The organism is Rhodococcus sp. YH1 (genome assembly GCF_009939605.1).
Lineage (GTDB): Bacteria > Actinomycetota > Actinomycetes > Mycobacteriales > Mycobacteriaceae > Rhodococcus > Rhodococcus aetherivorans.
Map to the genome: position 1 here is coordinate 15176 of NZ_WVTE01000252.1, position 19273 is coordinate 34448.

A 19273-nucleotide genomic window follows, 5' to 3' on the forward strand; every position below is an offset into this window, starting at 1 on the left:
ACTTCGGAAAATCCGATTCCACAGTACGGACCGGGGCGGGTCAAGAAAGTGGGGCTCGTCACCAACGCGGATCGCCGCCCTTGGTGACGGTGGGGCACCGCGTCGCCGGCTACGGCTGTGGGGTCGGTTCCGGCGGGGTCCACGCCCGGTCCGTCGGCAGGTACGACCGGAACATCAGCACGAATTCCCCGGGCGGCGCCGGCAGCCAGTTCGAGCCGCCCGACACCGGCGGCCGGGACGAGACCCACACGTCGAGCGCACCGTCGGGACCACGGACCAGTCCGGGCGTCCGGTCGCCGACGGCGTAGCGGTCGACAGGGTTGGCGACGAGGAACATGTCGGGGCCGTACACGGTGACGGACCAGAAGCCGCGGTCGTCCACCGGCGGCCCCTCGGGCGGGAAGCGCAGGAGGTAACCGGCCTCGCCCCGCAGCGCCGATCCGTCCGCCGCGGTGCGGGCCACGTGGTACGTCGATTCCTCCGGCACGTTCGCGCCGAGCCCGATCGTCGCGACCACCGCGCGCTGCAGGTAGTCGGTGCCGTACCGGCCCGCGGTCGCCAGCGAGCCCCACACCGCACCGGACTGCTCGCCCGAGTCGACGAGGTCCCGGATGCGTCGCTCGCCGCGGATCACCCCGGTGGCGAGTGCGGCGACGGTGTCCGCCGGCCCGGCACTCGGCCGGGCGCCGGGCCCGACCCCGAGGCCGGCGAGTTCGTCGAGCAACGGTCCGTCGGCGGGCGGTGGTGGGTTCGCGGCCAGGATCGCCGACAGCTCGTCGAAGAACTGCGGCCCCGACGCCGCGAGCGCCTGCGGGTCGGGGTTGCTTCCGCACGCGGTCGGCGGCAGCGGTGGCGGCGCATCGGCGACGGGGGCGGTCAGCACGGTGAGCGAGTACTGCCGCTGCACGGCCCGGGCGGCCTCGAGGTCGGTCTGCGCCTCGACGAGAGTCCGGCCGATCATCCAGGCGTCCCACGTGGGTGACTCGATCACGGCCGCTCCCGCCGGCAGCGGACCGTCCCATCCCGGTGGGACGACGACGTGGGCGCCCGCGGCCGATCCCGTCGCCCGGGTGCCGACGTTGGCGAAGACGTCGGTATAGATGTCGAGAAATTGGAAGTCGAAGTACCGATCCCCCACCTCCGGGTGCGTGAGCAGCACCGGTCCTTCCCGAAGATCCAGCCACGCAATCGAATACAGTGTGTCGACGTTGGGGGCGACGACGACGCGCGAGGTGGGATCGGCCGTCGCGGACTGGTGGTGGAGCCGGTTCACCGGCAGCAGGCAGAGCATGTTCGCCCGGGTCCGCGCGAGCGTCACGGGCGCGTAGCCGTAGACGTAGCCGTCGGTGGCCACGTCGACCGCGGTCCGCTCCGGTTCCGCTGCCGGATGCGGCGCCGCGCAGGCGGTCAGCAGGCCCACCGCGAGCGCTGCCGCCGCCCGAGCTGCTGTGCCAGCCATTCCGTCAGTGTAGGAGGCGAGAACGCGTTCCTGGAGCGACACTCGCCGTCGGATCCGGGCGCTCCGGTGCCACCTGCGCGCGTCCGACGACGAAGCCCGTCACCTGCACACACGCCGCAGGTGACGGGCTCTCCTTCCGGCGGAAGCGGAGGGATTTGAACCCCCGGTCGCTCTCACGACGCTCGCTTTCAAGGCGAGTGCATTCGGCCGCTCTGCCACGCTTCCGTGGCAAATCCTAACCACACCTGTCGTCGACGGCCGCCTCCACCTTGGTGAAGATCTCGGAGAGGGTCCGGATCTGCGTCCTCGTGAGCAGGTCGACGAGGTTGCGGCGCACACCGGCGACGTGCGTGGGCGCGGCCTCGGTGAGCCGGCGGCGGCCCTCGTCGGTGAGGGTGGCGAGGACGCCGCGGCCGTCCTCGAGGCAGGAACTGCGCACCACCATCGACGCGGCCTCCATGCGGCGGATCTGGTGGGTGAGGCGACTGCGGGACGACAGCACCCCGTCGGCGAGGTCGCTCATGCGCAGCGCCCCGTCGGGAGCCTCGGAGAGCAGCACCAGGATCCGGTACTCGGCCAGGGACAGGCCGTGCGCCTCCTGCAGGTCGCGATTGAGTCGATCCATGAGCCGGTGATTGCCGTCGATGTAGGCCCGCCATGCCCGCTGCTCGTCCGTGTCGAGCCAGCGCGGATCGGGACGGTCGGCATGCAGTTCGGCTGTCACGCGGGCAGTGTAGAGGCAGGCCGTCGTCTGTGTTACTCGCCGGTCAGTTCGCTGCGTGTCGCCCCTGCGTCGGCGTGTCGCGATAGCGTCGAACCCATGCGCGCAATCACGATCACCGAACCCGGCGGCTCCGGGGTCATGCAGTGGGCCGAGCAGCCCGACCCCACCCCCGGTCCCGGACAGGTCCTGATCGACGTGGCCGCGACGGCCGTCAACCGTGCCGATCTGCTGCAGCGCCGCGGCCTGTACCCGCCGCCGCCCGGGTCGAGCGACGTCCTGGGTCTCGAATGCTCGGGGGTGATCGCCGAACTCGGTGAGGGCGTGAGCGGCTGGTCGATCGGCGACCGGGTGTGCGCGCTGCTGACCGGCGGCGGCTACGCCGAGCAGGTCGTCGTCCCTGCCGGACAGGTCCTGCCCGTGCCGGAGGGCGTGGATCTCGCGGTGGCGGCGTCACTGCCCGAGGTGGCGTGCACCGTGTGGTCGAACGTGGTGATGGCGGCGGGCCTGCGCCGCGGTGAGGTGCTGCTCGTGCACGGCGGTGGGGGCGGCATCGGCACCCACGCCATCCAGGTCGGCAAGGCGCTGGGCGCGAAGGTCGCGGTGACCGCGTCGGCCGGCAAGCTCGACTACTGCCGTGAGCTCGGCGCCGACCTCGCGATCGACTACCGCTCGCAGGACTTCGTCGCCGAGGTCCGAGGCCGGTTCGGCGGCGCCGACGTGGTGCTCGACAACATGGGCGCGGCCTACCTGTCCCGCAACGTCGACGTGCTCTCCCCCGACGGCCGGCTCGTGGTGATCGGCATGCAGGGCGGCGCGAAGGGCGAGCTCAACCTCGGCAAGCTGCTCGCCAAGCGCGGGCACGTCCTCGCCACGGGCCTGCGCGGGCGGCCGGAGACCGGCCGTTCCGGCAAGAGCACGATCGTCGCGCAGGTTCGCGAGCACGTGTGGCCGATGATCGCCGAGGCCCAGGTCCGGCCCGTCGTACACGCAGAGGTGCCGATCACCGAGGCCGCGCGGGCCCACGAGATGCTGGATTCCCCCGACACCGTCGGCAAGGTCGTGCTGCGCATCGATCGGCACTAGGCCGGTCGGCCCGGTCAGGAGGCGGTGAGGTTGCGCAGCTCGCGCACCAGCTGGTCGAGCTCGTAGCGGGTGGTGTACGGGGCCAGGCCGATGGTGACCGCGCCGCCCTCGTCGCTGACGCCGAGCGAGTCGAGCAGGCGGCTCGTGCCGCGGCTGACCGCGACGGTGGCGATGCGACGGTCGGCGAGATGCGCGGCGACCTTCTCGGCGGGCACCCCCGCGACGGTGAAGCTCAGCGTCGGCACGCGGCTCGACGCACGGCCGATCACCATCACGTCGGGCAGGTTGTCGAGCAGGCGCATCAGCCGCTCGAACAGCTGGTCCTGGTAGCCCTGCAGCGAACTGATCGACGTTTCGAGACGCTCGCGGCGCGTGCCGGTCGCCTCGTCGTCGAGGGCCGCGAGGAAGTCGACGGACGTGACGAGCCCGGCGAGCATCGCGAACTGATGGCCGCCGACTTCGAGCCGCTCGGGGCCGCGTGCGTGCGGATCCAGGGAGACCGCCGGGATCCGGTCGAGTTGCGCCGGGTCGCGGAACACCAGGGCGCCGACCTGCGGTCCCCCCCACGCGGACGCGTTGACCGCGAGCACGTCGGCGCCGAGTTCGTGGATGTCGACGTGCGCGTAGGGCGCGGCCCCGGCTGCGTCGACCACCATGAGCCCGCCGACCTCGTGGAGCCGGTCGGCGGCGACGCGCACGTCCGGCGCGGAACCTACGAGCGACGACGCGGCGGTCAGCGCGACGAGCCGGGTGGTGGGAGTGATCAGTTCCTCGAACTGCCAGCTCGGCAGCTCGCACGTCTCGATCTCGACCTCGGCCCACCGGACCTGGGCGCCGTAGCGGCTCGCGACGCGCAGCCACGGTGCCACGTTGGCCTCGTCGTCCAGCCGGGACAGCACGAGCCCGGTGCCGAGCCCGAGCCGGGAACTGAGCGACTCCGCGAGCCAGGCCAGCAGGACCGCCCGATCCGGTCCGAGCACCACACCCGCCGGGTCACCGCCGACGAGATCGGCGACGGCGACGCGCGCCGCCTGCAGCAGCGACGCGCTCCGACGGTTGGAGGTGTGCCGGCCCGTCGGGGACGCCGCGGCGTTGCGGAATGCCGTCGACACCGCGCGGGAGACCGCGTCGGGAATCTGCATTCCGGCCTGTGGGTCGAGATGGATCCAACCGTCGCCGAGCGAGGGAATCAACCCCCGGATCCGGGCAACGTCGTAAGCCATGCGTGACACTCTAAATCCCGGTGTCAATCGTGTGTCGTCCACGTCGGTCCCGTACGCCCTCCGAAGGTGCACGTACGGAGCGCAATGTCGGGTGAAACCTCCCGTATCGGGAACCTGACTCGGCAACGGCACCGGCGAGAGGACAAGATGGAACCATGACGCATTCGGAGAATGAGCACGTCCTCGTGATCGGACCCGACGGCAATCCCGTCGCGGTCCAGCGCGACGGTACCGCCTCCGGTGATCCGCGGGAGTCCGCCGCCGAGCCCCAGGAGAAGCCGGATGACGCCGAGTCGCTCGCCGACATGGTCGAGCAGCCGGCGAAGGTCATGCGGATCGGCACCATGATCAAGCAGCTGCTCGAGGAGGTCCGCGCCGCGCCGCTCGACGATGCGAGCCGTGCCCGTCTGCGCGAGATCCACCAGTCCTCCATCCAGGAGCTCGGCGAGGGCCTCGCCCCGGAACTGCGCGAGGAACTCCAACGGCTCGCGTTGCCCTTCGGTCAGGACGAGGTGCCGTCCGACGCGGAGCTGCGGATCGCGCACGCTCAGCTCGTCGGTTGGCTCGAGGGCCTGTTCCACGGCATCCAGACGGCACTGTTCGCGCAGCAGATGGCGGCGCGGGCGCAGCTCGAGCAGATGCGTCAGGGTGCGCTGCCGCCGGGCATGCTGGGGGGCGGACCGCGCCCCGACGAACGGCACGGCCCGGGACCGGGTGCCCCGGGTACCGGTCAGTACCTGTAGCGACGGCCCGTCCACGATCCCCGGTAGGCTCGGACCTCGTGTCAGCTTCTGCCCTCGATCCCGAGCCCACCGCCGCGGACTCTCCGGTGGTGTCGGATTCGCAGACCTTCCGGCGCGGCCTGAAGGATCTGCGCGACGGCTTCGCCCAGCGCGAGCTGTGGCTCAGCCTGGCCTGGCAGGACATCAAGCAGCGCTACCGGCGCTCGGTCATCGGTCCGTTCTGGATCACCATCGCCACCGGTGTCCAGGCCACCGCCATCGGCATCCTGTACGCCGCGCTGCTGGACATTCCGCTCGACGAGTTCCTGCCGTACGTGACGGTCGGACTGATCGTCTGGAACATGATCAGCGCCTCCATCCTGGAGGGCTCGGAGGTGTTCATCGCCAACGAGGGCCTGATCAAGCAGTTGCCGTCGGCGCTGAGCGTGCACATCTACCGGCTCGTGTGGCGGCAGTTGCTGTTCTTCGCCCACAACCTCGTGATCTACGTGATCATGATCTTCGCCTTCGGAGTGTGGCGAGACCTGACCTGGACGTCCCTCGCGGCGATCCCGGCGCTGGGCCTGATCGTGCTCAACGCCGTCTGGGTGGCGATCCTGTTCGGCATCTTCGCCACCCGCTACCGCGACATCGCCCCGATCCTGTCCAGCCTCACACTGCTGCTGTTCGTGCTCACCCCGATCATGTGGACGACGCAGAGCCTCGAGGCGCAGGGCGGGCAGGCCGCCCAGCGCGTCAAGCTGGCCGAGATCAACCCGCTGTTCCACTACCTCGACATCATCCGGGCGCCGATGATCGGCCAGGACCAGCAGGCCTACCACTGGTACATCGTGCTGGCGATCACCGTGGCCGGCTGGGGACTGGCGCTGCTGGCGCTGCGTAAGTACCGGGCCCGCGTGCCCTACTGGGTCTAAGGGGCCGTCATCATGACCGAACATGTGAGCATCGAGACGCGCGGCGCGTGCGTCGACTTCCCGATCTTCGACGCGAAGACCCGGTCGCTGAAGAAGGCGTTCCTCGGCAAGGCCGGCGGTTCGATCGGCCGCAACAACTCCGACGTGGTGGTGGTGGAGGCGCTGCGCGACATCACCCTTTCGCTGAAGGAAGGCGACCGCATCGGCCTCGTCGGTCACAACGGCGCCGGCAAGTCCACACTGCTGCGGCTGCTGGCGGGGATCTACGAGCCCACGCGCGGCAGCGCCCGGATCCGGGGCCGCGTCGCGCCGGTGTTCGACCTCGGCGTGGGCATGGACCCGGAGATCTCCGGCTACGAGAACATCATCATCCGCGGGCTGTTCCTCGGTCAGACCCGCAAGCAGATGCTCGCGAAGATGGACGAGATCGCCGAGTTCACCGAGCTCGGCGAGTACCTGAACATGCCGCTGCGCACGTATTCGACCGGCATGCGGGTCCGCGTCGCGATGGGCGTGGTCACCAGCATCGACCCCGAGATCCTGCTGCTCGACGAGGGCATCGGCGCGGTCGACGCCGACTTCATGAAGAAGGCGCGGGTGCGCCTGCAGAAGCTCGTGGAACGCTCCGGCATCCTCGTCTTCGCCAGCCACTCCAACGAGTTCCTCGCGCAGCTGTGCGAGCGCGCGCTGTGGATCGACCACGGGCAGATCCGCATGGAGGGCGGCATCGAGGAGGTCGTGCGCGCCTACGAGGGCGACGACGCGGCCGACCATGTGCATCACGTCATCGCCGAGCTGGAACGCGAGCAGGGGCTGCCGCAGGAGCGCTCGGCGTGAGCGAACGCATCGTCGGGGTGGTGGTCACCCACCGGCGGCGCGAGCAGCTGGCACAGTCGCTGAAGATCCTGAGCGCCCAGACCCGGCCGCTCGACCACCTGGTGGTCGTCGACAACGCCGACGAGGAGGCCGTGCGCGACCTCGTCGAATCGTGCCCCCTGCCCACCAGCTACCTCGGGTCCAAGCACAACCTCGGCGGCGCCGGCGGCTTCGCCCTGGGCATGCTGTACGCGCTGTCGCTCGGTGCGGACCGGGTGTGGCTCGCCGACGACGACGGCCGCCCGGAGGGCCCCGACGTCCTCGCGACACTGCTCGAGTGCGCGCAGCGGCACGGCCTGGCGGAGGTGTCGCCGGTGGTGTGCGACATCGACGACCCCGACCGTCTCGCGTTCCCGTTGCGCCGGGGCGTGGCGTGGCGTCGTCACCGCAGCGAACTCGGCGACGTCGAGAGCGACGATCTGTTGCCGGGCATCGCGTCGCTGTTCAACGGTGCCCTGTTCACCGCCGCCGCGATCGACGCGGTGGGCGTGCCGGACCTGCGGCTGTTCGTGCGCGGCGACGAGGTGGAGGTGCACCGTCGCCTGGTCCGCTCGGGTCTGCGGTTCGGCACCTGCCTGCGCACCGCCTATCTGCACCCCAACGGCGCCGACGAGTTCAAGCCGATCCTCGGCGGCCGGATGCACACCCAGTACCCGGACAACGACACGAAGCGGTTCTTCACCTACCGCAACCGCGGCTACCTGCTCTCACAGCCCGGTCTCCGCCGGTTGCTGCCACAGGAATGGGTGCGGTTCGGCTGGTACTTCCTCGTCAGCCGCCGGGACCCTGCCGCGCTCCGCGAATGGGTGCGGCTGCGCAAGCTGGGCCGGCAGGAACGGTTCGAGCGGCCTGTGTGAGGGACCGACTATCGGGCCGAATGTCACATTGCGTCGATGGAACCGGCGCAATGTGACATTCGGCCGGGTGGGAGGGCGCGATTGCGCCCTATCGGCCCACTGTCTAGGTTCGGGGCTAGGTCTCGACGGGCACGGGAGGGCGCGATGCTGGGGCGTTGGCGGGCGACGACCCGGGGCAAGCTGCAGCGTGCCGTCGCCGAGGTCGTCGACCTCTCGGCGCGACGCACCCGCGAGCTGCAGGAGAACCACCACGACCGGATTCTCGCCGAGCTGACCGCGACCACCGCGGAGCTGCGGCAGGTACTGGCCGAGCTCGCACAGACCCGTTCGGAGGTGGGCCTGCTCCGGGACCGCGTCGCCGATCTCGAGCACCGGCAGCGCCGCGACCTGCGCTATGCGATGGACCGCGCCGCGACCGACACCGCCGCGGCGTTCGCGGTCGCGAACATGCCCACCGCCGCGGTCCTCGACACCCCGCACGACACCCTGCGGTTCGCGCTCGACCGGGTGTCCCGGCCCGGCCTGGCCCTCGAGTTCGGGGTCGCGTCGGGCACCACGTTGCGGATCGTCGCCGACGCGTTGGGCGCGGACCACCCGGTGTTCGGGTTCGACGTCTTCACCGGACTGCCGGAGGCATGGCGCAGCGGGTTCCCCGCCGGGGAGTTCGCGCAGGACACCCCGCCCGACGTGCCCGGCGCCGAGCTGGTGCCCGGCCTGTTCGCCGACACCCTTCCCCGCTTCCTCGCCGCACATCCCGGCGACGTCGCGTTCGTCCACCTCGACGCCGACCTCTACTCGTCCACGACGACGGTGCTCGACCTGCTCGAGGACCGCCTGGTGCCCGGCACCGTGCTGGTGTTCGACGAGTTCTTCAACTATCCCGGCTGGCAGCGGCACGAGTACCGGGCGTGGACCGAGTTCGTCGCGCGCACCGGACTCGCGTTCGAGTACCTGGCGTACACGGCCGACAACGAGCAGGTCGTCGTGCAGCTGCGGTGAACCGTCACCGCACGAAACGGATCACCTGGCTGACGTTGAACTGCCGGCGCTCGTCGATCCGGAAACCGGCATGCACGAGCCCGGCGTACTCCGGGGTCGACTCGAACCGGTGCGGTGGAAGCGTCCACCACTGATTCGACGTGTGATAGACCCGCTGCTCGGTCGTCCGCTCGGCGTCCGCGAAGAACCACACCACCTCGCACGTGGGCAACTGCCCCGCGACAGCCTGGAACGGGAGATTCTCGTCCCACAGCCAGCCCTCGGCGGCCGCGGTCCGTCCGAGCCCCAGGTCGCGGGTCCCCGCGAACGTGTCCGGGCGCGCGGTCTGCACCAGCCGCTGCGACGCCGGGTTCCATGCGGCGCCGCCGAACAGCACACAGTCGCCCGGCGCCAGCCGGCCGGCGACGTCGCGGTTGACCGTGCTGAAGTCCATGCCGCTGGGGTCGGACCACGGGGAGCGCTGCGCGACGAACGACGGCACGGTCAGCAGCACCAGCGCACCGGTGACACCGACCGTCACCCACGGCCGCACGGCCACGGCGGCGACGGAGACCGCACCGATGAGGGCTACCGCCGGCGTCGTGAACGTCAGATACCGGTCCAGGTAGACCGGGGACGCGACGAGCGAGTACGCCACGAGCATCGCCATCGGCACGACGATCCACGGCACGGCCACCGCGAGAACACCGTGCCGCTGCGCCCGCATGCGTCGCCGCACAGACGCGACGAGCCCCACGACGACCAGGACCGTGAATGCCGCCGCGAACCAGGGGGCGCCCACGAACCACTGGTACTCCCACACGATCCGCGGCAGGTTCCGGTCGAGCGGCGGAATCCACGTGGTCTGCCCCGCCTGGGCGAACGCCTCCAGCACGAGCGGGCTCGCCGCCGCCGACCCCGCCACGACCGCCCCCAGCCACGCGAGTCCGCGGCGCCGCAGGTCACCCCGCAACGCCACGGTGATCAGATGGGCCGGTATCAGCGCGACCGTGTACAGGAACAGCACCACCGACAGTGCGAGCACAGCGGCGTACGCCAGCCACCATCGGACCCGGCCCGACTCGCACGCCACGAGCAGCAGCACGGTCAGCCATACGGCGGCGGCCGCGGACGGGGCATAGCTGCGGGCCTCGACCGCAGCCCACGTCACGCGCGGCAGCAGCAGGAAGACGACACCCGCGAGCACGCCCAGCCGCCGGTCGGCGAGTTTCCAGCCCAGCACGACCACACCCCCGGCCGCGGCGCCCACGGCCAGGACGCTCGGCAGCCGCGCCGAGAATTCCGAAGCCCCGAAGACGGCGAACCAGTACCGCATCGCCACGTAGTAGAGGCCGTGGACGATATCGACGTTACCGAGCACCCGGTCCAGGTCGACGCGGGAGCGCTGCGCCACCGAGAGGGTGGCCAGCTCGTCGTACCAGAAGGAGGGCCGCCCGGTGCCCAACGCTGCGACGATCGAACCCAGCAGTGCGATGAGGACAGCATCCCGCGCGCACGCCGTGGTCCGATCGGCCATCGGCTACTTCCCGTACAGGCGGGCCCAGTTCTCCCGGCTGGTCAGCTGCGGCATGGCCTCGCGATACCGCAAGGACACCGCGGGGGTCTCCTTCTTCAAGGCCTGCAGCGCGCGCACACCGCGCCGGAGCAGCGCGACGGCCCGCTCCTTGTCCCGCTTGCGCACGCGGACCCCTTCCTGGGACGCGTCGGTGACCACGGCGTGCGAGAACAGCGACACGTGCCACCAGTGCGCATCCGACGACGGGATGGCGACCGGATGCGCCGGGAGGCGACCGCGCCACTGGTTGAGGGTGCGCTTGGCCAGTACCGCCCACTCGAGGCTCTTGCGCGGGTACGGGCCGGCCGGGGTGATGAACATGTCGGCCGGACGCAGGCCCGGCACGTTGTTCGCGTTGTGGCGGATGGTCTCACCGTATTCCGCGCGCTCGCGCCGGATGGCGGCCGCGGCCTCCATGCCGCCGTCGTGCAGGAACTCGGGCCCCCGCAGGAAGTCCTCGACGGCCTTGATCAGGGTGAAGGCCATCCCGTACTGCATCGAGACGAGGTACCGGAACAGGTCGGTCCGCAACTGCTTGGCGAGTGCCTTGCCGTCGAGTTCGGTGTGCAGGGCCGCGGTGATCATGGCGTTGCGGAGGTTGAAGTAGCGGTGCCACTCGTCCCAGTCCTTCCACGCGAAATCCGCGTGCCACACCGCGGCACCGGGCAGCGTGACGGTCGCGACGCCGTTCGCCCGCGAGCGGTAGCCGTACTCGATGTCGTCCCACTGGAAGAACAGGGGCAGCGGATAGCCGACCTTCTCCACGACCTCCGACGGGATCAGGCACGACCACCACCCGTTGTAGCCGGCGTCGACCCGGATGTCCTGCTGCTTCTTCAGCGTGCTCTTGTCCGCGAGCGCGTTCTTCACCTCCAGCCCGGCCTGGAGCCGCTGCAGGTCTGCGACCTCGGCCCCGACGTGGACCCGGTCGGGATGCAGCAGGTACAGCATCTGCGCGCCGACGATCGCGGGCTCGACGGTGCAGTTCGCGAACATGTTGAGCCGGACCACCGCCTCCGGTTCGCACAGGACGTCGTCGTCCATGAACACGATGTTGGCTCCGGGGTTCCGCGCGGAGCCGGCGACCTCGTACAGGCCGCGGGTGAATCCGCCGGCGCCGCCCAGGTTGGGCTGCGTGATGTAGACGAGCTTGTCGCCGAGTTCGGAGGCGACGCGCTGGAACTCCTGCCGGGTCTCCACCCGGTCGGTGCCCTGATCGATCACGTACACCGACTGCACGTCGGCCAGCGCGATCGGGTCGTCCGCCATGGCGGCCAGCGTCGCCGCGCAGTCGTCGGCGCGGTTGAAGGTGCAGATGACGACGGCGGCCGGCCGCAGGGACTTCGGTGCCGGCACCGTCCACCGGGCGTTCTCGACGGCCAGTTCGCCGGAGCCGGTGGAGATCCGTGCGAACAGGGCACCGCCGTCGACGAACCGGTCGATCGGGGTGGACACCGTCACCGTCGCGGGCGCGCCGTTCGACGACACGGTGGTCGTGGCGACGATCCGTCGCCGGCCCCGGGCATCGGTGGCGACCAGTTCGATGCAGCCGTCCCCGTCGACCTCGGCGACGAACTCGACCTCGGTGACGGCGGTCCAGCGCTGCCAGTAGCTGGCGGGGAATCTGCCGAAGTAGGTGTCCGTTTCGACACGGCTCCGGCGGCCGAGACGCATCCTGGTCCGCTCACGGTCGACGGTCCCCTTGACGGTGACGTACATGTCGTCGCTGACCAGCGGAGACGGCCCCGCGAACAGCGCACGCTGAGCGGTCGGACGGGTCGCGGGGCGCCCCGTGACGGACGAACCGTCAGCTGCGGTGCCGACCCCTCCCGTCGGTTCGATCGCAGCGAATTCGGCCTTGTCCATCCGTCGAAACACCTTTCGGAACCTTGCTGCCCCCCAGGACACAACTCGTCCCAGGCTACCAACGGACCGGGGACCGGCCGACGTCCCCGCGGATCCACCCCCGCGCCCGGCCGGTCGTCGCCCGGCCCACCCCCGTTATCCTTGGCCTCTGGCCAGCCTCGTCCCTGGCCTCCGGCCAGCCCCGTCCCCGACCTCTGGAGCACATGTGACCTCCGCCGTCGTGCCCGCGGTGACGACGCGGCGGCAGCGCCGGACGTGGGGTGCCGCAGTGGCAGCGATGGTGACGGTCACCTACCTGGTGATCCTGGCGGCCGACGATCGATGGTTCTACACCGACGACACGGAATCGGGTGCGGTACCGAACTGGATCTTCCTCGGCCGGATCCTGCGGACCGGACAGCTTCCGAGCCTCGTGCCGGAACAGTGGATGGCCGGGAACTACCCGGTCGAGGGGCAGGGCGGCCTCTGGAATCCGCCGCAGCTGCTCGTCAACCTGATCGCGCCGTCCGTCGACAATATGGTGCTGCTCTCGACCGGCGTGAAGTGGGCGTTCTCCGTCGTCCTGGCGCTGGGCGTGTACCGGATCTGCCTGGAGTACGGCGCTCGCGCGACGTGGGCGGCGGTGGCCGGCGCCGCCGTCCCGTTCACCGGGTTCGCGCTCTTCTTCGACCAGGCGACCTGGGTCACGGCCCTCACCGGGTCGGCGTGGGTGGCCCAGGCGTGGGCCAGTTCGCTCCGCTACCTGCGCGGACGCTCCGGTCCCCTGCCGGCGTTCGTGTTCCTGTACCTCGCCGTCAGCGTCGGCTACGTCTTTCCCGCGCTCGTCGCCGGGATCCTCACGGGCTGCCTCATGATCGGCGAACGGATCCATCGGCACTCGTGGCGGCCCTCGCTGCGGCTGGCGGTGGTCGCGAGCTGCGCCGCCGCGGGCGGGTTGATCACCTACCTGCCCGGGGCGCTGTCCAGCTCCGTCACCTGGCGCTCCGACCAGGGCTTCCAGAACGACAACTTCCTCACGGCACCTTGGTCGGACACCCTCAACTCCGGCATCCCCTCCGCGCTGCCGGGCATCGAAGCCTGGTTCGGGGAGGTGCAGCCGTTCCCCGTCACCTACATCGCCTGGTTCGCCGTCCCGGCGCTCGCCTTCGTGGACTGGAAGACCGTGCACCGGTCCGTGCGCAGCCTCGCCGGCGCGCTGATCTTCCTCGTCGCCATGCTCATGGCGACGGCCGGCCCCAGCGTGATGGGGCCGTTGCGCTGGCCGGCGCGGCTGCTGCCGATGTTCGCTCTCGCGACACTCGTGGTGGTGTGCGTGCTGATCAGCCGCCACGGCACGCTCCGCAGGATGCGGGTGCGGGCGGGCGCGGCGGCCACGCTCGTGCTGCTGATGACCCTGCGCTCCGGGTCCTCGTCCCCCGAGTTCATGAACCGTCACCTGCTGTGGGCGGGCGCCGTCCTCCTCGTCGGGGCCGCCGTCCTGTGGGTCGCGCTCCGCGCCGGTGAGCGGGCGGTGGCGGCGATCCTGCTGCTCTCGGCGCTGCCCGTCGTGTACTTCCAGGTGGCGTCGACGACACCGCACCCGCTCGCGTGGGATCTGCCGGCTCGGCAGTCGGTCGCGAAGGAGAACTTCCCGGACCGGCCGGGCACCACGCTGCAGCTCGCCGACCGCGAACTGGTGCTGCCGTGGACCGCGAATCCGCAGGGCGTCTACCGCTCCCTCGTGTTCGGCAATTTCGCCAAGTCCCTCGACGAGACGTACGTCAACGCCTACACCCCCATCGGCTTCGAGGAGTTCGCCTTCCACCTGTGCATGCGGCACGACGGCTCGAGCTGCGCCGACGCGTTCGGCGCCGCGTTCGCCACCGAATCGAGCACCGACCGGACGTACGTGGACCTGATGCTCGTGGATCGGGTGGTGCTGCAGCGCCGGCAGTACCCGGACGCCGACTCGGAGCCGGCGCCGCCCGGCTGGCGGTGGGTGCAGTCGCCGCCCGGGTCCGCGGACGCCGTGGACGCGGTGATCCTCGAACGGCTCGCCGGACCGATCAGCGGCCGGAACGGACGCATCTCCTTCACGGAAGGGGTCACCGCCACCCCGGTCTCCGAGGACTACGCGACGAGCCGGGTCCGCGTGAACTCGGTGGACGGCGGACGCGTCGTCTTCGGACGCCTGAACTGGCCCGGCTACTCGGCCACGCTGGACGGCCGGCCCCTGGAACCGCGCTCGGTGGACGGCATGTTCCTCGCGGTGGACATCCCCGCCGGCACCGAGGACGGCGAGCTCGTCGTGCGCTGGACACCGCCGGGCCAGGGAGCCGGGTTCGCCGGCCTGGGCCTCGGCATCGCGGGCGCCGCGGCGATGCAGCTGCTGTACCTCAGAGACCGGCGGAAGGCGCGACGGGAGAATCCGGACGAGGCCGCGGCGCCCGTACCGGCGGCTACCGTGGGCTGAGACGCGACCGGAACACGGTGTAGAACACCCGCCGCTGAAGCGCGGCGAGTTCGGCGCGGCGATTCCCCTGCCACACGTCGGCCGCCCGGAGCCCGCCGGGCAGTTGTTCGGACACCCACCGGTGATAGGCCTTCGCCTGCCGGGCCTGCTCGGCGACGAGGGCCACGCTCCACTGACCGGCACTGACCCGGAAACCGCCGACGACCTGCCGCAGGGCATACAGGTCGCCGTGGAACAGCACCTTCGTGTAGGAGGCCATGTCGATCAGGTAGGGGAAACGACCGTCCCATCCGCCGGCCCGCTCGAGGGCATCGCGGCGCATCATCACGCACATCGGCTCACCGAACACGTTCGTGCCCAGCCGCACGGTGCGCCGGATCGCCTCCCCGCCCGGCACCAGGCCCGACAGTCCCTGGAGACCGCGTCCGCCGATCATCTTCGCGCCTCGCGCGTCGAGAATGTCCCGCTGCGACGCCACCGCCACCGCCGACGGGTGCGCGTCCAGGGCCGCCACCTGGGCCGACAGGGCCCCCGGATACAGCAGGTCGTCGCCGCACACCAGCTTGACGTACTCGCCCGCGGCCTCGGCCGTCACGCGCTGCCAGTTCCGGGGCGCACCACCGCCCGTCGGAGTCGACAACAGGGTCACGCGCCGGTCGCGGGCGTACTTGCCGAGCAGGTCGGCGGTGCCGTCGGTCGAACTGTGGTCGGCGATGATCAGTTCGAAATCCTCGAAGTCCTGCCCGAGCACGGACTCGACCGTCGCCTCGATGAACGGCGCATTGTTGTAGGCCGGAATCACCACGGACAGTTTCGGCCTCGTCACTGCTGCTCATCCCGTCCTCGAACGCACGCCCGGCGCTCGTGGCGGGCCGACTGACGGCGCCACCGTACATCGGCACGGCCCGCACCCGAAAACAGCCCCACCCGGCGTATACACTCCCGACTTGTGAGCAGCGACGACCGGCCGGGGGTGGGCACGCCGCACCGCGTGTCGGTCGTCGTGCCGGTCTATCAGGGCGAACACACCCTGGGTGACCTGCTCGAGCAGATCGTTCCGTGGACCGAGGTGACACTGACCCCCGGTGGCCGTCCCATGGTGGTCGAGGAGGTCCTGCTCGTCCACGACAACGGCCCCGACGACTCGGCCCGCGTCATCCGGGAGCTGGCCGCGAAGTACCCCTTCGTCGCCGGGGTGTGGCTCAGCCGGAACTTCGGCCAGCATCCGGCGACGCTCGCGGGCATGGCGTCGAGTGGCGGCGAGTGGATCGTCACCCTCGACGAGGACGGTCAGCACGATCCCGCCGCCATCGGCGGGCTGCTCGACACCGCGCTCGACGAGGGCGCGACCGTCGTATACGCCAAACCGACGAACGCGGCACCGCACGGCCTGCTGCGCAACGTGGCCTCCAAGGGATCCAAGTGGTTCCTGGCCCGGGTGCTGTCCGTGCCCGACAGCCCCGATTACCAGAGTTTCCGTCTGGTGCTGGGCGAGGTGGGACGTTCCCTCGCCGCCTACGCGGGTTCCGAGGTCTACCTCGACGTCGCGCTGGGGTGGATCGCAGGCAAGGTGAGCACGAGCCCGGTCGCCCTGCGGGAGGAGCAGGGACGTGCGTCCGGCTACCGGCTGCGCACTCTGCTGTCGCATTTCTGGCGGATGGTGCTGTCGAGCGGAACCAAGGGCCTGCGGATGGTGAGCCTGCTGGGCGTGGTCCTGGCCGTGGGCGGGATCCTGTGGGCGGTGTGGGTGCTGGTGTCCTACTTGTTCCTCGGCAACCGTTTCCCGGTGCAGGGCTGGGCCTCGACGACGGTCATTCTGCTGCTGGGATTCGGCGCCGTCCTGTTCTCCCTCGGAGTCATCGCCGAGTACGTGGGGGTGGCGGTGAAGACGGCGATGGGCAAACCGCCGTACCTGATCGTCAGCGATCCCGGCTCCGGTCCGCTGGCCCGCACACAGCGGTATCCCGACCTCGAATCGTTCCGGAGCGGGTAGCCGTGCCGGCGCCGACGTGGGTCGTCGGAAGTGGCGGACTGCTCGGCTCGTGGGTGACCCGGGAGCTGCACCGCCGCGACGTCCCGGTGGCGACGAGCGTGGTGCCCTGGGAGGAGCCGGAGCAGGCCCGCAACGTGCTGCTGGCCGACGCGGACCGGTTCGTCCGCGCCACCGGTGGTGGGCCGTGGCGGGTCGCGTGGTGCGCCGGCGCCGGGGTGAACGGCACGACGGCGGAAGCATTCGCGGCCGAGAACGCTCTTCTGCGCGACGTGCTCGACGGACTGGCGCACGCAGCCGGCGGCAGCGCCGAGCACGGGACGGTGTTCCACGCCTCGTCGGCAGGCGGTGTGTACGCGGCCGCGCCGGGCGCACCCCACTCCGAGCACAGCCCCACGGCCCCGCTCGGTCTCTACGGACACGCCAAGCTGGCCGCCGAGGCCGTCGTCACCGACTTCGCCGGGGCGACGGGCGCCACCGCGGTGATCGGCCGCTTCGCGAACCTCTACGGGCCGGGGCAGAATCTCGCCAAGCCGCAGGGTCTCATCTCCCACCTGTGCCGCGGCTATCTCACCGGGGCACCGGTCTCGATCTACGTCTCGATGGACACCCTGCGGGACTACCTCTACATCTCCGACGCGGCGGAGATGGTTGCCGACGCCCTGGCGCGGGCGGAAGCCGAATCGGGCGGGGTGAGCACCAAGATCTTCGCGTCCGGCCGGTCGGTGACGATCGGCGCGATCCTCGGCGCGTGCCGGACCGTCTTCCGCCGCCGCCCCAACGTCGTGCTCGCGTCCTCACCGCTCGCGTCGGTGCAAGGGCGGGACCTGCGGTTACGGTCGCTCGTGTGGACCGAGCTGGACCGCCGCAGCCATCGGCCCCTCCCGGCCGGCATCGCCGCCACGCTGGAAGCGACCCGGCGCACGATGGGTCATTCGGCTCGGCCGAGTGTCCGCTCCCCGGAACGGGCGTAGGCCTGCTCGGTGGCGTCCTTCTGCGGTCGCCACCAGTGCTCGTGGGTGCGGTACCAGTCGATGGTCGCGGCCAGGCCCTCGCGGAAGTCCCGGTAGCGGGGCGTCCAGCCGAGCTCGGTGCGCAGGCGGGTGGCGTCGATGGCGTAGCGCAGGTCGTGGCCGGGGCGGTCGGTGACGAAGTCGAAGTCGCCCCGGTCCTTACCGCACAGCTCGAGGATGGTCTCGACGACGGTGCGGTTGTTCGTCTCGCCGTCCGCGCCGATCAGATAGGTCTGGCCGATCTCGCCCTTGTCGATGATGGTCCACACCGCCCGGTTGTGGTCGTCGACGTGGATCCAGTCCCGCACGTTCGCCCCGGTGCCGTACAGCTTGGGCCGGATCCCGTCGAGGACGTTGGTGATCTGCCGCGGGATGAACTTCTCCACGTGCTGATAGGGGCCGTAGTTGTTCGAGCAGTTCGAGATCGTCGCGGCCACCCCGAACGAGCGCACCCACGCGCGCACCAGCAGGTCCGAGCCGGCCTTGGTCGACGAGTACGGGCTCGACGGGTTGTAGGCGGTGGCCTCGGTGAACCGGGCCGGATCGTCGAGCTCGAGATCGCCGTACACCTCGTCGGTGGAGATGTGGTGATACCGCACCGAATGCCGGCGCACCGCCTCGAGCAGGGTGAACGTGCCGATCAGGTTGGTCTGCACGAACGGCGACGGATCGGCCAGGGAGTTGTCGTTGTGCGACTCGGCGGCGAAATGCACCACCAGATCCGACTCGGCCACCAGCGCGTCGACCAGGTCCGCGTCGGCGACGTCGCCGCGGACGAAGCGGATCTTCTCGGCGACCGGGTCGAGGGAGGCGAGGTTGCCGGCGTAGGTGAGCTTGTCGAGCACGGTCACCCGCGCCTCGGGGCGGTCGGCGACGGTCCGATGCACGAAGTTCGCACCGATGAAACCGGCACCGCCGGTGACGAGCAATCGCATTGAAATGGACCCTCCGTAATTTCGCCCCAACTCGCCGGTAGCGAACGACAATGAAAGACTGTGCCCCATGCGCGGAATCATTCTCGCCGGGGGGACCGGATCGCGGCTACATCCGATCACTCTTGGTCCGAGTAAGCAACTCGTACCGGTCTACGACAAGCCGATGATCTACTACCCGCTCTCGACCCTCATGCTCGCCGGGATCCGCGACATCCTGATCATCACCACCCCACACGATTCGGAGCAGTTTCAGCGCCTGCTCGGCGACGGGTCGCGCTACGGGGTGAACCTGACCTACCGGGTCCAGCCGGAGCCGAACGGGCTCGCCCAGGCGTTCGTGCTCGGCGCCGAGCACATCGGTAGTGAGTCCGCAGCCCTCGTGTTGGGGGACAACATCTTCTATGGACCCGGAATCGGATCGCAACTGAGCCGATTCAGCAACATCGACGGCGGCGCAGTGTTCGCCTACCGCGTCTCCGATCCCAGGGCCTACGGGGTGATCGAGTTCGACTCCGAGGGCCGGGCGCTCTCGCTCGAGGAGAAGCCGGCCACCCCGAAGTCGAACTTCGCGGTGCCCGGGTTGT

At 70.5% G+C, this 19273-nt stretch carries 17 protein-coding genes and 1 tRNA gene; 10 read left to right on the forward strand and 8 right to left on the reverse strand.

Features of this window, described 5'->3' with window-relative positions:
- Positions 1-109: 109 nt before the first annotated feature.
- The 3 genes from AIIKEEIJ_RS24510 to AIIKEEIJ_RS24520 all read right to left on the reverse strand — a co-directional run bounded on the left by AIIKEEIJ_RS24510 (position 110) and on the right by AIIKEEIJ_RS24520 (position 2183).
- On the reverse strand, positions 110-1420 hold the full coding sequence (locus AIIKEEIJ_RS24510) for a DUF1254 domain-containing protein (RefSeq protein ID WP_161996772.1): 1311 nt from the start codon (positions 1418-1420) through the stop codon (positions 110-112).
- A gap of 179 nt (positions 1421-1599) precedes the next feature.
- A tRNA-Ser gene (locus AIIKEEIJ_RS24515) sits at positions 1600-1684 on the reverse strand.
- A gap of 10 nt (positions 1685-1694) precedes the next feature.
- Positions 1695-2183, reverse strand: a complete 489-nt coding sequence (locus tag AIIKEEIJ_RS24520; protein ID WP_006932792.1) for a MarR family winged helix-turn-helix transcriptional regulator — start codon at positions 2181-2183, stop codon at positions 1695-1697.
- A 96-nt stretch (positions 2184-2279) separates the two neighbouring features.
- Between AIIKEEIJ_RS24520 and AIIKEEIJ_RS24525 the strand changes: the two genes are divergently transcribed.
- The gene (locus AIIKEEIJ_RS24525) at positions 2280-3266 is read left to right on the forward strand and encodes an NAD(P)H-quinone oxidoreductase (RefSeq protein WP_006932790.1); all 987 of its coding nucleotides are present in this window, start codon (positions 2280-2282) and stop codon (positions 3264-3266) included.
- A gap of 14 nt (positions 3267-3280) precedes the next feature.
- Here the strand turns inward: AIIKEEIJ_RS24525 and AIIKEEIJ_RS24530 are convergent, their stop codons facing one another.
- Positions 3281-4489, reverse strand: coding sequence for a cysteine desulfurase-like protein (locus AIIKEEIJ_RS24530; protein WP_029547046.1), 1209 nt, complete (start codon positions 4487-4489; stop codon positions 3281-3283).
- Between the two features lie 155 nt (positions 4490-4644).
- On the opposite strand from AIIKEEIJ_RS24530, the gene AIIKEEIJ_RS24535 reads away from it, so the two are divergent.
- The 5 genes from AIIKEEIJ_RS24535 to AIIKEEIJ_RS24555 all read left to right on the forward strand — a co-directional run bounded on the left by AIIKEEIJ_RS24535 (position 4645) and on the right by AIIKEEIJ_RS24555 (position 8878).
- A complete protein-coding gene (locus tag AIIKEEIJ_RS24535) occupies positions 4645-5232 on the forward strand; it encodes a bacterial proteasome activator family protein (RefSeq protein ID WP_029547045.1) in 588 nt (195 codons plus the stop codon).
- 38 nt (positions 5233-5270) lie between these two features.
- The gene (wzm, locus tag AIIKEEIJ_RS24540) at positions 5271-6146 is read left to right on the forward strand and encodes a galactan export ABC transporter permease subunit Wzm/RfbD (RefSeq protein WP_006932781.1); all 876 of its coding nucleotides are present in this window, start codon (positions 5271-5273) and stop codon (positions 6144-6146) included.
- A 12-nt stretch (positions 6147-6158) separates the two neighbouring features.
- Positions 6159-6983: a galactan export ABC transporter ATP-binding subunit Wzt/RfbE gene (gene wzt, locus AIIKEEIJ_RS24545; protein ID WP_029547044.1), complete on the forward strand. Its 825-nt coding sequence runs from the start codon at positions 6159-6161 to the stop codon at positions 6981-6983.
- Entirely contained in the window at positions 6980-7879 is a 900-nt protein-coding gene (gene glfT1 / locus AIIKEEIJ_RS24550) for a galactofuranosyltransferase GlfT1 (RefSeq protein WP_161996766.1), read from the forward strand. The genes wzt and glfT1 overlap by 4 nt, the downstream gene beginning before the upstream one ends.
- Positions 7880-8023: 144 nt before the next feature.
- On the forward strand, positions 8024-8878 hold the full coding sequence (locus tag AIIKEEIJ_RS24555) for a TylF/MycF/NovP-related O-methyltransferase (protein ID WP_161996767.1): 855 nt from the start codon (positions 8024-8026) through the stop codon (positions 8876-8878).
- A 4-nt stretch (positions 8879-8882) separates the two neighbouring features.
- Here AIIKEEIJ_RS24555 and AIIKEEIJ_RS24560 read toward each other — a convergent pair whose 3' ends face one another.
- Positions 8883-10394: a glycosyltransferase family 39 protein gene (locus tag AIIKEEIJ_RS24560; protein ID WP_050034390.1), complete on the reverse strand. Its 1512-nt coding sequence runs from the start codon at positions 10392-10394 to the stop codon at positions 8883-8885.
- A 3-nt stretch (positions 10395-10397) separates the two neighbouring features.
- Entirely contained in the window at positions 10398-12299 is a 1902-nt protein-coding gene (locus AIIKEEIJ_RS24565) for a glycosyltransferase (protein WP_161996768.1), read from the reverse strand.
- Between the two features lie 205 nt (positions 12300-12504).
- On the opposite strand from AIIKEEIJ_RS24565, the gene AIIKEEIJ_RS24570 reads away from it, so the two are divergent.
- The gene (locus AIIKEEIJ_RS24570; protein WP_080688413.1) at positions 12505-14751 is read left to right on the forward strand and encodes a hypothetical protein; all 2247 of its coding nucleotides are present in this window, start codon (positions 12505-12507) and stop codon (positions 14749-14751) included.
- Here the strand turns inward: AIIKEEIJ_RS24570 and AIIKEEIJ_RS24575 are convergent.
- A complete protein-coding gene (locus AIIKEEIJ_RS24575) occupies positions 14738-15577 on the reverse strand; it encodes a glycosyltransferase family 2 protein (RefSeq protein ID WP_065923189.1) in 840 nt (279 codons plus the stop codon). The two genes, AIIKEEIJ_RS24570 and AIIKEEIJ_RS24575, sit on opposite strands and share 14 nt — an antisense overlap.
- Positions 15578-15742: 165 nt before the next feature.
- On the opposite strand from AIIKEEIJ_RS24575, the gene AIIKEEIJ_RS24580 reads away from it, so the two are divergent.
- Together AIIKEEIJ_RS24580 and AIIKEEIJ_RS24585 are read left to right on the forward strand one after the other, a co-directional pair.
- Positions 15743-16744 carry a glycosyltransferase family 2 protein gene (locus AIIKEEIJ_RS24580; RefSeq protein WP_029547039.1) on the forward strand — a complete coding sequence of 334 codons (1002 nt, stop codon included), beginning with the start codon at positions 15743-15745 and terminating at the stop codon, positions 16742-16744.
- Between the two features lie 2 nt (positions 16745-16746).
- The gene (locus AIIKEEIJ_RS24585; protein WP_006932758.1) at positions 16747-17715 is read left to right on the forward strand and encodes an NAD-dependent epimerase/dehydratase family protein; all 969 of its coding nucleotides are present in this window, start codon (positions 16747-16749) and stop codon (positions 17713-17715) included.
- Here the strand turns inward: AIIKEEIJ_RS24585 and rfbB are convergent.
- Entirely contained in the window at positions 17673-18689 is a 1017-nt protein-coding gene (gene rfbB / locus AIIKEEIJ_RS24590) for a dTDP-glucose 4,6-dehydratase (RefSeq protein WP_029547037.1), read from the reverse strand. The two genes, AIIKEEIJ_RS24585 and rfbB, sit on opposite strands and share 43 nt — an antisense overlap.
- Positions 18690-18756: 67 nt before the next feature.
- Between rfbB and AIIKEEIJ_RS24595 the strand changes: the two genes are divergently transcribed.
- Positions 18757-19273 (forward strand): sugar phosphate nucleotidyltransferase (locus tag AIIKEEIJ_RS24595; RefSeq protein ID WP_161996769.1); only part of this gene is annotated, 517 nt, incomplete at its 3' end.